This is a genomic window from Steroidobacter cummioxidans (assembly GCF_003104955.1).
The window spans coordinates 27,039-41,118 of sequence record NZ_LSRW01000022.1; the positions used below are offsets into that span (position 1 = coordinate 27,039).

Here is a 14,080-nt window from a genome sequence, read left to right on the forward strand (position 1 = left end):
GATGTTCGCCGAGTTCTTCATTCGCCGGCCGATCTTCGCGACGGTGCTGTCGATCCTTATCGTGATCCTCGGCCTGGGGGCGATGGTGGGCTTGCCGGTGGCGCAGTATCCAGAAATCCTGCCGCCGCAGATCACCGTGAACGCGACCTATTCGGGCGCTGCTGCCAATGTCGTGGCGGAGACGGTCGCCGCGCCGATCGAAAATCAAATCAACGGCGCGACCGGCCTGCTCTACATGAATTCGTCGAGCAGCTCCGACGGCCGCATGACGATCACTGCCACCTTCGAGACCGGCACGGATCCTGACGAGGCGTTGGTCGAAATCAACAATCGCATCGCCGCCGCGACACCGATGCTGCCGGAAGAAGTGCGGCGTCTGGGTGTCACTGCGCGTAAGTCGATGTCGAGCATTCTCGGCCTCGTCTCCCTGCAATCGCCGGACGGACGCTACGACGACGTGTTCCTGAACAATTACGCGTTGTTGAATATCGTGGACGAGCTGAAGCGCGTGCCCGGCGTGGGCGATGCGCTGCTGTTCGGCTTGCGCTACTACTCGATGCGCATCTGGATGGATCCCGACCGCATGCGTGCACTCGGCATGACGCCTTCGGACATCATTCAAGCGTTGCGCGATCAGAATGCGCAGCTGCCGGCCGGCAGCATCGGCGCACCTCCGCTGACCGAGCCGGTGAACTTCACGTACACGATGACGACCAAGGGACGTTTGAACACGCCCGAGGAGTTCGGCCAGGTCGTGCTCAGACGCGATGCCGACGGGGGCCTCGTTCGTCTCAAAGACGTGGCTCGCGTCGAACTTGCTGGCCAGAACTACAACTTCACGTCGCAGTTGAATGGCAAGGCGGCGGTGCCCGTTGCGGTGTTCTTGAGTCCAGGTGCCAACGCGCTCGAGGCGATGGATGCGGTCAAGAAGCGCGTTCATGAGTTGAGCGCCGCGTTCCCCGATGGCATCGAGTACAGCATTCCGTACGACACCACCGAGTTCGTGCGTATTTCGATCAAGGAAGTGGTGAAGACGCTCTTTGAAGCGATGCTGCTGGTGTTCGCCGTCGTGTTCCTGTTCCTGGGCAACTGGCGCGCGACCTTGATTCCCAGTCTGGCTGTGCCGGTCTCGTTGATCGGCGCCTTCGCCGGCATGGCGATGCTCGGATTCTCCATCAACACGCTGACGCTGTTCGGGCTGGTGCTTGCCATCGGCATCGTGGTCGATGACGCCATCGTGGTGCTGGAGAACGTCGAGCGCATCATGCACGAGGAGCACTTGTCGCCGACGGAGGCGACGATCAAAGCCATGCAACAGGTCACTGGCCCCGTGGTCGCGATCGTGCTGGTGCTGTGTGCGGTGTTCGTGCCGGTCGCATTCGTCGGCGGCATGAGCGGCGTCATGTATCGACAGTTCGCCATCACGATCGCGGTTTCGGTGGCGATTTCAGGGCTGGTGGCGTTGACCCTGACGCCGGCGCTGTGCGCGCTGCTGCTCCGACCCGGAGACAAAGCGCAGTGGCGATGGTTGGAGAGCTTCAACGAGTGGTTCGCCAGACTGACCGGCCGATACACGCAAGGCGTGGCCTATCTGCTGCGTAATACCGCGCTCACGGTTTGTCTGTTCATCGCAATCGGAATCGCGGCGACGCTGTTGTTCCGATCCGTGCCGGCGTCGCTGTTGCCGAACGAGGATCAAGGTGTCGCGATTGCCGTGCTCAATCTTCCCGATGGCGCGTCATTGAGCCGGACCCAGGCCTCCGTCGATCAGTTGACCGAGTACGAGACGCAGCATCCCGACGTCGATCGCGTGGTCAGTCTGGTCGGCTACGACATGCTGACGGGCGCGCTCAAGCCGAACGCCACGACGCAGTTCGTGCGCTTGAAAGATTGGCAGGAGCGTCCGAAGGAGCAGCAAAGCTCCGAGGCAATCGCGGCCCAGCTCATGGGCGAGGGCGGTGCGCAGGTGCGAGATGCTTTCGTGCTTGGCATCAATCCGCCGCCCATTCCCGGGCTCTCGACCACGGGCGGGTTCGAGTTGTATGTGGAGAGCCGCGTCGGGTCCGACTACCGCAAGATTGCCGAGGTGGTGAGCAATTTCATCGCCAAGGCCAATCAAGATCCTCAGCTCAAGGGCGTGGCCACGATGTTCAGCGCCAATGCGCCGCAGATTTTTCTGAACATCGATCGCGACAAGGCGGCGCAGATGGGCGTGAGCCTCACGCAGCTCTTTCAAGCGACGCAGGCGACCTTCGGTTCGTTCTACGTCAACGACTTCAATCGCGACGGCAGAACGTATCAAGTGCAACTGCAGGCTGAAGGGGCGGCGCGCGATGAGATCGAAGACTTGCGCAATGTCTCGGTACGCGCCGACAGCGGCGAGCTCGTGCCACTGAACACGCTGGTGACCGTGGAGCAGGACATCGGTCCTGAGCAGGTCGAGCGTTTCAACAGCTTCCCGGCGATCAAGGTGCTCGGCGATCCGGCGCCTGGGGTCGCGCCCGGCGACGCAATCGCGGCGATCGAACGGATCGCGGCTGAAACGTTGCCGCAGGGTTACACCGTGGCCTGGATCGGCTCGGCGTATCAGCAGAAACAAGTATCCGCTTCATCTGCCATCACGATGGTGGGCGGATTGCTGTTCGTGTTCCTGATCCTGGCCGCGCAGTACGAGCGCTGGTCGCTGCCGATGGCGGTCATGCTGTGTATGCCATTCGCGCTGTTTGGCGCCGCGCTGGCGGTGCTGATGCGCGGTTTGACCAACGATCTGTACTTTCAGGTGGGCTTGATAACGCTCATCGGCTTGTCGGCGAAGAATGCGATTCTGATCGTCGAGTTCGCGGCAGAGAACGTTCGGGCCGGGATGCGAGTCAAGGAGGCGGCACTGGTCGCGGCCAGACAGCGTTTTCGTCCCATCGTCATGACCTCGCTGGCGTTCATTCTGGGCGTCGTGCCGCTCGCGATCAGCTCGGGCGCAGGCGCAAATGCTCGTCACTCGATCGGCACCGGCGTGATTGGTGGTTTGTTGATGGCGACGCTCGTGGCGACCTTCTTCATCCCGTCCTTCTTCCGTTGGGTGATGCGCCGTGACGAGCGACGCGAGCAAGTCGTGCCGGCGAACGCCTTGTCGCAGGAGATCTGACATGCGACGAACTGCTATCGCGATTGCTGTCGCTGCGTTGTTGAGTGCCTGTGCCCAGATGCCGGAGCGCAATGTTCCAACCGATGTGGAGGGCATGTTGCCGGATCGATTCACCGACGTGGTGGCGATCCCGGACACAGGCGTCCCGCCCACCTGGTGGCAGGCCTTCGACGATCCCAAGCTGGTGTCGCTGGTCGAAAGTGGCCTGCAATACAACAGCGATCTGATCGTCGCCGCGGAACGATTGCGCGAAGCTCACGCGACGATGCGCTCGGTGCGCTCGGCTCAGCTGCCTGAGGTCAGCGCATCCGTTGCCGGTACGCGGCAACGTACCTGGGTGGCCGGCTTGCCAGACTCGGCGCTCATCGAGACCGGTCAGTATGGTGTCCAGGTGCGTTACGAAGCGGACCTGTGGGGACGGTTGGCCTCACAGACGGAAGCAGAGCGGCAGCGATATCTGGCTCAGGGTTACACCTTGGCATCGCTGCGACTGACGATCGCGGCGGAGCTCGTGCGAGGTTATCTGCAGGCGCAGTCGCTCTCCGAAGCCCGCTCAGTGTTGGAAGAGAACGTTCACGTGCTGGACGATCAGCTGCGACTCAGCCGGCGTCGCTACGATGTCGGTGCGATTTCGGAGCTGGATCTGCAGCGCTTCCGTTCCGAGCTGGAAGACTCACGTGCGCAACTAGCCGAAACGACACAGCAATTGCGCGCCGTGCAGCGGGCATTGCTGCTGCTCGCAGGGCAGCTGCCCACGGATGAGCGCGTGGCTCATATCAACATCGAAAGCGAGGAGCGCCCACCGGCAGTACTGCCGACCGTGCCGACGGGGCTGCCTTCATCGCTGTTGAATCGACGGCCGGATCTGCGAGCTGCGGAGGCGAACCTTGCGGGCGCCGGCGCTGATCTGAACGCCGCGCGGCGTGCGTGGCTTCCGACTATTGCTATCACCGGATCGGCGGGTGAGATTTCGAGGGGGCTTTCCGATCTGTTCAAGGACGGCATGAGTCTTTGGTCCGTCGGGGCGACGGTCACGCAAGCGATCTTCGACGGCGGACGGCGCAATGCTGCCATCGAGATCAGCGATGCGCGTCGCGAGCAGCTGGCGGAGTCGTATCGCGCAACAGTTCGTCAGGCATTCGGCGAAGTGCTCGATGCCTTGGACGCTCGCACCGCTGCCGACGCGGTGTATCGAGCTCGAACCGAGCAGTCCGACGCATTACAAACGGCATTGCGCCTCGCGCAGCGTCGCTACGACGAAGGATATTCCGACTATCTCGGTGTGCTCGACGCACGCCGCAGCCTGCTGCAATCCCGTCTGGCCGTGGCCGAAGCGCGACGCAATGGTGGCGCCGCCTATGTCGATCTCGTCCTGGCCATCGGCGGCGGCTGGAGCGAATCGACATGACGATCGACTCGGAGGCATGTTGAGTCAGAACGGCAGGCCCATGCGTTTGCAGGCAAATACGTCGCGCCGCCAGCAACTGCTCAACTCAGCGGCTCGACTGATTCTCGACCAAGGCGTCGGCAAGCTGACTTTGGAGGCCGTGTGCGAGGCGGCTCGGGTCAGCAAGGGTGGCTTGCTGTACTACTTCGAGAGCAAGACCGCGTTGCTGGAAGCCTTGGTGGACGATCTGGCCGCGCAGCTGCAAGGCGAAGTGGACGGACAGTTACATACGAGCAGTACTGACGGCGTCAGTGGCGCGCGAGCGTACCTTCGTGCCGTCGTTCGGATGGGGGAGTTGCCGCGAACCCAGCAGCTCTGCAAGGCTCTGACATTCATCTGCGCTGCTCACCCTGAATTCGTCGATCGCATCCGCTCGCGTGCGAAACAGCGCTCCGTGTTCTGCTCCGCGAGGAACCTGTCGCTCGAAGAACTGCACCTGCGCCTGCTCGCGGACGGCTTGTGGCTCGCGGATATCTATGAGTGCTATCAAATCACCCCTGAACGCCGCATGCAGCTGCTGGAACTGTGCGGCTGTGCCGACAGCGACGTCGCAAGCGATCGTTGATGCCCACAGTTATCAGCAGAGCGGTCGCGATTCTTGCGATGTCTCAGGCAGCCCTTCTCTTCAGTTCCGCAGCTGAGAGTGCCGAGGAGGGGCAGTTCTACGGACTGTTGCGCGCACGGGACCTGACTCCGTTCGGATTCTTGCGACTCGATATGCGGCCCGGCTACGCAGGTTCCTTGGAGACCGGCGCTTGGGCGGTCGAGCTCGAGATCGGCTACCAGAACACCTGGGCGTTGAGCCCGAACGTGGAGCACTATCTCACCGATCTGGAAGCGCAGGGTCGCAGGGAGCTGGGCGCGGCCGAGTTGCAGGCCATTCGGGAGCTGCCGGGTGAGAATTATCTGGTCGATGTCGAGTCCGCGACCTTGGATGCGATCGTCCACTACAAGTTCGCCGAGGATTGGACCGGATATCTGATTACGAGTGGCGTCTCGTACCAGGGCGGATTTCTCGACAGTACGATCGAAGGCTTTCACGACGCGTTCGGCTTCAGCTCATTCGGGCGACCGGCCGTGCGCAGGAATCAAGTCAATTACATCTACGATCTCAAGGGCACCCAGCTCGCCAGTCTAGATGGCCCAGCGCATGGCGGCGTGCTGGATCCAACGCTCGGCGTACGCTACACCGGCTTGCGACTTCCGCAGCCGTGGACGTTGGCAGTCGAAGCGGCTGTCAAAGTGCCGATCGCCGGAACCCGCCAACTATTGTCGACGGGTCACTATGACTACGGATTCCAAGCGTCGCTGCAGCGTCGCGGCGTGCGCCATGCGCTTTACGCCGACGTCGCGGCTGTCTACTACGGTGGCGCCGAATTTCCCGTGCCGCAGGATGCTCAGATCATCCCGACCGTGATCATTGGCTACGAGTATCGGTTGACCGAGAGGACCAACCTCAATCTCCAGGCCTATGTGAGCCCCAGCGTCTACTCCAGGCGTCAGACCGATCTCGAGGAACTGACCGGCATCAAGTATCAGTACAGCTTGGGCCTGCGTCATCGTATCGGCCGTGCGCTCCTGACTTTCGGCGTGACAGAGAACGTGCAGAACATCAACAACACGCCGGACATCGGGTTTCAGCTGGGCGTGGCTTATCTGCCTGCTGCGGGTCGAAGGTAGCCGACGCCCTGTCGGGAATGCACCCGACACAACCTTTCGACGATGAACCCGCGACCGTGCTGGCGCTTTAGTAGTAGATAGGTTCGCGCTTGAAACAGGGGGTACGCCCCATGAACGCTCCGCAGCTGGCGTCTTTGAATCGACTTCTGGCGGGTCTGCCCGATCTGCTGCCGATGATCGAGGCGACGTACAAGGACGTTCACGCTCATCCCGAGCTATCGATGCAAGAAATCCGGACCGCAGGCATTGCGGCCAGGCACCTGGCGGACAACGGCTATGAGGTTACGACCGGGGTCGGCAAAACTGGCGTCGTCGGTTTGTTACGTAACGGCGAAGGGCCGATCGTCATGCTGCGTGCCGACATGGATGCACTACCGATTCGAGAGGCGAGCGACGCTGCCTATGCGAGCACGGAAGCATCGGTAGCGCATGCCTGCGGACATGATATGCACGTGGCATGGCTGATGGGAGCGAGCGCGTTGTTCGCACTCGCGCGTGACACATGGAAGGGCACACTGATCGTGCTATTCCAGCCCGGCGAAGAAACGGCGCAGGGCGCCCGAGCGATGATCGACGACGGTTTGTTCACTCGCTTTCCCAAGCCCGACATCGTGCTGGGCCAACACGTGATGGTCGGGCCTGCGGGCACGGTCGCCGGCAGTGCTGGGCCGATCACATCGGCAGCAGACAGCCTGCAGATTCGTCTGTTCGGTCGCGGCGCGCATGGCTCGATGCCACAAGCCAGCATCGACCCGGTCGTCATGGCTGCGTCGGTCGTACTGAGGTTGCAAACAATCGTCTCGCGCGAGGTCGCAGCCACCGAGTCTGCCGTGATTACGGTAGGCGTGTTGCAGGCGGGCACGAAGGAAAACGTCATTCCAGACGATGCGCTGATCAAGTTGAACGTGCGCACCTTCGACGCAGGCGTGCGCAAGCGTGTGCTCGCCGCGATCGAGCGTATCGTGAATGCCGAGGCGCAAGGGTCGGGCGCGACGCAGGCGCCGGAGATCACGCCACTCGATCGCTATCCATTGAACATGAACGACAAGGCTGCGAGCGACCGCGTCGCTGCGGCATTTCGCGCTCATTTTTCGGCCGAGCGCGTGTTCCATTCCGGTCCGGCACCGGCGAGTGAGGATTTTGGATGTTTTGGCGCTGAGTGGAATGTGCCTTCGGTCTATTGGTTCGTTGGCGGCACTGATCCTGCGATTTATGCCAAGGCAAAGGAGGAGGGCAGAGTTCAGGAGTTGCCGGTGAATCACAGCCCACGATTCCTGCCGGTGCTGCATCCGACACTCGCAACGGGCGTGGAGGCGATGGCAGCTGCCGCGCTGGCGTGGTCGGCGGTCGTGTGACCCCATTCGATCCTGCGACGGCGAAGGAAGTCCAGGACACGCTGGTCCTGGTGCTCGATCTCTGCGGCACCTTTGCGTTTGCGTTGAGCGGCGCGACGGCAGGCATGCGCCGCGGCCTGGATGTGTTTGGTGTGCTGGTTCTCTCGTTTGCTGCGTCGAGCTTCGGTGGAATCGGTCGCGATGTGCTGATCGGCGCGACGCCTCCTGCGGCTTTGGTGGATTGGCGTTACCTGGCGGTGTCGCTCGCGGCTGGACTCATCGTGTTTTTCTGGTCGTCGACAATCGAAAAACTCAGCAACCCGGTGCGGCTGCTGGATGCCGTCGGTCTGGCTTTTTTCGCCGTTTCCGGGACGGAGAAAGCACTGACGTTCGGTTTGAGCCCGGTGATGGCGGCGTTGTTGGGGATGTTGACCGGCATCGGCGGCGGGATGGTGCGTGACGTGCTGCTCGCCGACGTGCCCGCCGTACTGAAGTCGGATCTCTATGCTGTGGCGGCATTGGCCGGTGCGGCGGTCGTGGCCGGTGGTCGAATGCTGCATGTCCCGGCTGTCGTCACCGCAATCTGCGGGGGAGCGATTTGCTTCGGGCTGAGAATGATGGCCATCCGCTGGGGATGGCATCTGCCCACCGCTCGCCGCGATCGCGCCCCGCCCGGCTGACGCATCTTTCAACATACTCACACACAAGAGAGTGAATGTTGACATTGGGCCGGCTTGGTGGCTCACTCAGCATCCTGCAGAACACTCACCAGCGTGAGAATGAACTAAAGACCAAGATCTAGCAGCACGACAGGGGGGATCATCATGAAGCTCGCGTTATACGGGACCTCAGGCTTTGCTCTGTTATTTGGACTGGCCGGGGGCGCCGGGCCGGCCTGGGCTCAGCAGGCAACGCAGTCGGTGCCGGCCGCCGCTGAGGGCGCGCTCACCGAAATCGTGGTTACCGGCTCGTTCATCCGAGGCACGCCGGTAGATACCGCGTTGCCGGTCGAGGTTTATTCACGGGAGGAACTGGAGAGGCGAGGCTCTCCGAGCGCCCTCGAATTCGCCAAGAGCCTGACCATCGCCGGTCCGACCACCGGAGAGTCCTATTATTTCGGCGGACCCACGCTGATCGGCTCGGTCAATTACAACTTGCGCGGCCTCGGTGCCGACAAGACGCTGATCCTGCTCAACGGTCGGCGCATGGACATCAATACTGCGAATATTCCTTCGCTCGCGCTCGCCCGTACCGAAATCCTCAAGGATGGCGCCGCGGTGATCTACGGCGCAGATGCCATTGGCGGCGTGGTGAACTTCATCACGCGCGATCGTTTCGTTGGCGTCGATATGGATGCGCAATACAAGTACATCAGCGGGTCGGACGGCGATTATTCGACCGGCATCCTGGGAGGCTTCGGTGAGGGACGCGTGAATGTGATGGCGTCGGTGGAGTACGAGCATCGTTCGCGGCTGCACGCGTTGGAACGCGATTTCACGCGTGATTCGCTCGATCCGACCAAGGCCGGTTACAACCCAGCGCCGTGGTCGACGCTCACCAATCTGGCAGGGTGGTTGCCGCGGGGCGCGTTGCCGGCAGTTCCCAGCGCGACAGCCAATGGCGAATTCGGGGCGCCGGTTGCAGACATCGTGTCCGATTTCACGCGGCAGTCATGCGCGGCGGTCGGCGGCCGATACGACAACAACTTTACCTGCGCATACAACTACATTCCTTATTACAACCTGGTCGAAGACAACGATATTTACCGCGGCTATTTGCAGCTCAACGCGGAAATCTCCGAACGCATGGACTTTCATGCCGATGCGTCCTACGCGCGCGTGACATCGCCGCAAGTGTTTGCTTCGCCAGCACAGCCGATGGTGCGCGGGCCGGCGATGGCGACCGGATCGACGTTCCAAATCTACGTGCCCATCGAGAATCCCTACGCCGCGGACTTTGCAGCTCGCAACGGCATCGTCGGCGCGTCGGGATTCACGCCCGTCACGTATCGACTGCTGGGTCACGGCGGCAACTTCGCGTTCGGTAACGGCAAGGGCTTTGGCGTGCCCGACCGAGTCGACAACGAGATCTGGCGCCTGTCAGCGGGCCTCAATGGAACGTTCGGTGAGTGGGCCGGCAAGGCCCGCGACATCGGTTATGACTTCGCGGTGACTTACAACCATTCGGATGCGTTCAACACCCATCCGGATACGATCGGCTATCGCTTGCAGCAAGCACTCAACGGTTTCGGCGGTCCGAACTGCCAGGCCCCCGATCTGGATCCAACGCGATTCGGCACGCAGAACCCCGCGGCAGCCGGGCAGAACGGCTGCATGTGGTGGAATCCGTTCTCCACCTCGTTCGCCGGCCAGCCCATCCTCGGCCTCGCCAATCCGAACTACGCGCCGGGCAGTGAGAATTCGCTGGAGTTGACGCGCTGGTTGTTCAATCCGCGTGCAACTAGGACGATCAACGAAAACACCACCGTAGATTTGGTGTTCGACGGCATGCTCGGAGTGCATCTGCCCGGCGGTGAAATGGGTTGGGCACTGGGCGGGCAGTATCGCGATGTGAAGCGTCGCGAAGACATTCCCGATCCGATCTACAACGGCAGCCTGGCTTGCGAATGGCCGGCGGAGTTCACCAGCGCGAACGGCGTCGGTTCGCCGAACTTGCCGGCCCGGCCCCTGCCGACCAACGACCCGAATTTCCGCGGCTGCACGCCGGACAGCCCGGGACCGTTCGTGCTGTTCGCGCCCGAACTGGCGGATTCGCTCGGTCGTCATCAATACTCGGCGTTCGCCGAGTTGCGCCTCCCAGTGCTGTCGAACCTCGACTTCCAGGCGGCCGCGCGTCACGAGGAGTTCGAAGGTGGGCTCGGTGCCACCGTGTACAAGCTCGCGGGCAAATGGAATGTCTGGGGACCGCTGTCGATCCGTGGCTCGTATGGAACGAACTATCAGGCGCCGCCGCTGGGCGTCGTGCCCGGCGCCGTCACGGTTGCTGCTCGCACGTACACGGCCGCAGCCAGCAACTGGCTGGGCGCGCAATTCATTACTGATGCGAATCTGAAACCGGAAACGGCCACTGCCAAGAACTTCGGGGTGCTCTGGCAGAGCGAGGGCTTCAGGCCGGGACATCGCTTCCAGGCGATCGTCGATTATTTCGACATCCGCACCAAGGATCAGATCGGCCAGGTCGCCGATCCGAACCAGATCGCGAGCCTGGTGTTCAATGGTCCGGGCAATACGATCACGACTTGCGATCCGGCCGTGCAACCGCTGCTCAACCGCGTGACCTTCAACGCGGGCTGCAGCGTCGGCATGAGCGGTGTGGGCACCTTCTCGTCGGTATCCACTCGCTATGGCAACGGCCCCGGACAGAGCACCAACGGCATCGACTTTCAGAGCATGTACGACATGCCGCTGGCCTCCGGCGATCTGTCGCTGAGCCTGAGCGCCACCAGGATCACGGAGTTGAAGACGGGGCCCACATCGCTCGACGGCGTTGTGATTTCAACGGGAGACGACCGGCTGGGCATGCTGAACTTCGCGACCTTCGCGCAGGCCGCGCCTGAGTGGCGTGCGAACGTCGATGCGAACTACCGGTTCGATCGTCACAACGTGCGAGTGGGCGTGAATTACGTGTCGGCCGTGAAGGACGAGCGTCCTGGCGTGCAATACGGCGAAGAGGGCGAGGACTGGATCACCGTCGATCTCACTTATCGGTTCCAGTTCAGCGCGGGTCTGGCGCTCTCAGCAACCTTGGCGAACGCTTTCGACCGCGATCCCCCGCCGGCGCAGGAGGAGTTCGGCTACGACCCGTGGACTGCCAATCCGCTGGGTCGTACCGCCGAAATCGGTCTCAGAATGACGTTCTAGTGGTCGCGGGCGGCGGCTGATAACACAGCCGCCGCTGCTGCCTATCTCGGTGCGTCCTCGATGTGGATACATTGGCCTGTCCAGACGCGGACGCGCTTGTTTCGCGCCGCGTCCGGTGCAACGACGGTTACGTCGATCGTGCACGGATTGGCGGCATCGAGGCCGCCGAACACGAACGGCTCCACGGGATAGATCGGCGTGGTTGTGGTCGTGGTCAGCGAACGCCGCGGCGTCGTATCGGACGGGTAGCGAGCCGCCAGCGTCCACTGATAGCTCAAGGTTTCATTGAGCGGATTCTCCACGCTCACTTCAGCCGCAAAGCGCGGAACTTGGGTGCCGATAAGGAACGAGCAGCCACGCCGGCGCAGATCGACGATCGAGCCCGACGGAACCGAGTTCGATTGGCAGACTATGAGCGGGTTGGAGGAGAAGTCACGCGAATACAAGGCGGCGCTGGTAACGCGCGGATAGGGATTCGCCGGCGGCGGCAGCACCGAGAATGTTTGGAGACGCGATGCCGTCGAGCCTTCCCGATCCCGCGTCGTTGCACGGACCGTGCGCGAACCGGCAACGCCGAAGCGAATCGTTCGAGAACAGCCTGCGCCGGAGACGATGACATCCGGATCCGCTACTTGCCACGTCATGGCATTGCACATATCCGTGAGCGACGGCTCGTTGATGTCGGTGACTATGGCGGTGACGACGAAAGGCTCGCCTTCCTGCGGCTGCCCGATCGTCTCGAACGCGATTTGCGGCGGGGTATTCGTCGCGATGACGGTTTTCGTTACCGTGACTACTTGCGTTCCATAGCGCGCAGTCAGCGTCAGCGTGCGCTGCCCGGCAGTTTGAAATGCGACGCGCAGATCGTTGCCGAACAAGATGCCGCCCGGGGCGACTGGATTCTCCACCACCCACTGACCGTCGAAGAGCTGTCCGTCCCGATCCGAGGTGATAGTGAGGCGCACGTTACTGGCTCCTGGCTGCCGTACGCCGAATGTTGTCGCGATATTCGTGGGAACGCGCACGTCGACGGTGCTCACGCCGCGCGGATCAATGGTCAGCCCCGCGGTTGCGCCTGGAAGTGACTGATCGTTGATCCATCGCTGACTGCGCCGCGAGTCGAACTCGAGCGCTTCCAACGAATTGAAACGACTGCTCACGTAGTCGGCCGGAATGTAGTAATAGCCTGCATCCGCGGCGCCGCAGCCCCAGGAGTTGCGGATCACGAAATACCCGCCGCCGCCGACATTGCTGGTCACCGGTCCGAAGGTCATGTCTTCGTTGCTGATGAATCCGACGACCTGTACGAGATGACCGCCGCCGTCATTGTTCTTGTCGTAGTCGGTCAAGCGGCCGTCGGCGCCGACGTTGCGAAAACCGTCGTACACCGGGAACGAAGCCATGATCGAGACGCCGCTCGCGAGCAGTGCGCGATAGCTGTTCAGATCGAACGTCTGTCCGCTCTTCCACAGCAGACGCGCGCGGCTTGCCCTCACGCCGGCGCCCGTATAAGTCATGACCGAATAGGCGCAGAACCGCCGATTATTTTGGATCGTGCAGTAGCGCTCGCTTTGATGTGCGCTTTCCGAACACGTCGCGGGGTAGTTGGCGCACGCAGATGTATAAGAGGCAGCCGTGCCTTCGACGCCCGTATCGAAGGCGTTTGCTGGCCTGCTATACGAAGGGTTGTAGGGCCAGTGCGTTTCGGGCGGCAACGCTACGTTGCGATCGGCCGCGGCGTTGAGCGCCCGGGACGAGGACCCGCTGTCCACGAATTCGCTCGGCAGCCATTGGTGTTTGGCTTGATTGACGAAGAACTGCTCGGACAGATCGACGACGGCGTCGTTCTGCACGCGCTCCCGACTTTCGATGGCCGCAATCGCTGTGAAAGCCCAGCACGTGCCGCGCATTCCCTGTTGCTTGACCGGCGAGACGAAGGACCGCAGCGGAAACCAGTGGGTTCTCGCCAATCCGGTCGGGCTGCAGGTGCCGTCGTTGTCGACGCGCCTGGAGATCGCGCGTGACGTTTTCGCGGCGACAGGGGATGCCGCTTCCAGATCGAGGCGGGTTCCATCGAGATCGACGACGGTATCGAGCACCGTATCGAGCTGACGCCTGGCTGCCGCAATCTCTTCCAGCGACGCTGCCGACAGTGACTCCGGCGCGGGCACCTGCGCTTTCAACTCATCGCTGAGCACGGAATGTGACAAGGCATACGCCGCGAGCACCGCTGCCGGATCGTGTGCGTCTCGATGATTTCTGGCGAGGGCTTCGATTCGGCTTCCCAAGTCGAGCAGCGCCACCGTTTGACCACCCGGCAGCGTGACGACCGGCGTGCCGAGATAATCTCCGGACGCGCGGGCGCGCGCGATCAACGCCTGCTCGTCCTCGTCCAGATCGGTCTGGCCTTCGAGAAACGTCAATTCTCGATCGATGTGTTCGCGCCGGGCGCGCTCCTGGTCGGCCTGCTCGTTCGACGTGATGATCTGCAGCGCACTGGCTGCATGCATTCTCCGAAACTCTTCTGCCGAAACGCTGCGGGCGTCGCTCGGTGTCGCCCCGTGCCACTCGTTCTGGGTAGTGAACAATGTTTCAG

8 protein-coding genes are annotated in these 14,080 nt (G+C 62.2%); 7 read left to right on the forward strand and 1 reads right to left on the reverse strand.

The features are described 5' to 3' along the window. The first annotated feature begins 1 nt into the window (after position 1). From D0550_RS13730 to D0550_RS13760, 7 genes are all read left to right on the forward strand, one after another. Positions 2 to 3,142, forward strand: a complete 3,141-nt coding sequence (locus D0550_RS13730) for an efflux RND transporter permease subunit (protein WP_116809769.1) — start codon at positions 2 to 4, stop codon at positions 3,140 to 3,142. Position 3,143: 1 nt separating this feature from the next. Further along, positions 3,144 to 4,550 carry an efflux transporter outer membrane subunit gene (locus D0550_RS13735; RefSeq protein WP_116809770.1) on the forward strand — a complete coding sequence of 469 codons (1,407 nt, stop codon included), beginning with the start codon at positions 3,144 to 3,146 and terminating at the stop codon, positions 4,548 to 4,550. A 40-nt stretch (positions 4,551 to 4,590) separates the two neighbouring features. Beyond that, on the forward strand, positions 4,591 to 5,154 hold the full coding sequence (locus D0550_RS13740) for a TetR/AcrR family transcriptional regulator (RefSeq protein ID WP_116809919.1): 564 nt from the start codon (positions 4,591 to 4,593) through the stop codon (positions 5,152 to 5,154). Between the two features lie 38 nt (positions 5,155 to 5,192). Further along, a complete protein-coding gene (locus D0550_RS13745; RefSeq protein WP_161965816.1) occupies positions 5,193 to 6,269 on the forward strand; it encodes a DUF3187 family protein in 1,077 nt (358 codons plus the stop codon). A gap of 110 nt (positions 6,270 to 6,379) precedes the next feature. Then, positions 6,380 to 7,624, forward strand: a complete 1,245-nt coding sequence (locus D0550_RS13750) for an amidohydrolase (RefSeq protein ID WP_116809772.1) — start codon at positions 6,380 to 6,382, stop codon at positions 7,622 to 7,624. Further along, positions 7,621 to 8,283, forward strand: coding sequence for a trimeric intracellular cation channel family protein (locus D0550_RS13755; protein ID WP_116809920.1), 663 nt, complete (start codon positions 7,621 to 7,623; stop codon positions 8,281 to 8,283). The genes D0550_RS13750 and D0550_RS13755 overlap by 4 nt, the downstream gene beginning before the upstream one ends. A 144-nt stretch (positions 8,284 to 8,427) precedes the next feature. Then, a complete protein-coding gene (locus D0550_RS13760) occupies positions 8,428 to 11,484 on the forward strand; it encodes a TonB-dependent receptor domain-containing protein (RefSeq protein WP_116809773.1) in 3,057 nt (1,018 codons plus the stop codon). 41 nt (positions 11,485 to 11,525) lie between these two features. Here the strand turns inward: D0550_RS13760 and D0550_RS13765 are convergent, their stop codons facing one another. After that, positions 11,526 to 13,994, reverse strand: coding sequence for a C1 family peptidase (locus D0550_RS13765; RefSeq protein WP_116809774.1), 2,469 nt, complete (start codon positions 13,992 to 13,994; stop codon positions 11,526 to 11,528). Positions 13,995 to 14,080: the final 86 nt, after the last annotated feature.

Excerpts from the sequence above, each read along its gene's own strand:
- D0550_RS13740 (WP_116809919.1), top strand. The coding sequence starts at position 4,591 with ATGCGTTTGCAGGCAAATACGTCGCGCCGCCAGCAACTGCTCAACTCA.
- D0550_RS13745 (WP_161965816.1), top strand. The coding sequence starts at position 5,193 with ATGTCTCAGGCAGCCCTTCTCTTCAGTTCCGCAGCTGAGAGTGCCGAG.
- D0550_RS13730 (WP_116809769.1), top strand. The coding sequence starts at position 2 with ATGTTCGCCGAGTTCTTCATTCGCCGGCCGATCTTCGCGACGGTGCTG.
- D0550_RS13765 (WP_116809774.1), bottom strand. The coding sequence starts at position 13,994 with ATGCATGCAGCCAGTGCGCTGCAGATCATCACGTCGAACGAGCAGGCC.
- D0550_RS13750 (WP_116809772.1), top strand. The coding sequence starts at position 6,380 with ATGAACGCTCCGCAGCTGGCGTCTTTGAATCGACTTCTGGCGGGTCTG.
- D0550_RS13735 (WP_116809770.1), top strand. The coding sequence starts at position 3,144 with ATGCGACGAACTGCTATCGCGATTGCTGTCGCTGCGTTGTTGAGTGCC.
- D0550_RS13760 (WP_116809773.1), top strand. The coding sequence starts at position 8,428 with ATGAAGCTCGCGTTATACGGGACCTCAGGCTTTGCTCTGTTATTTGGA.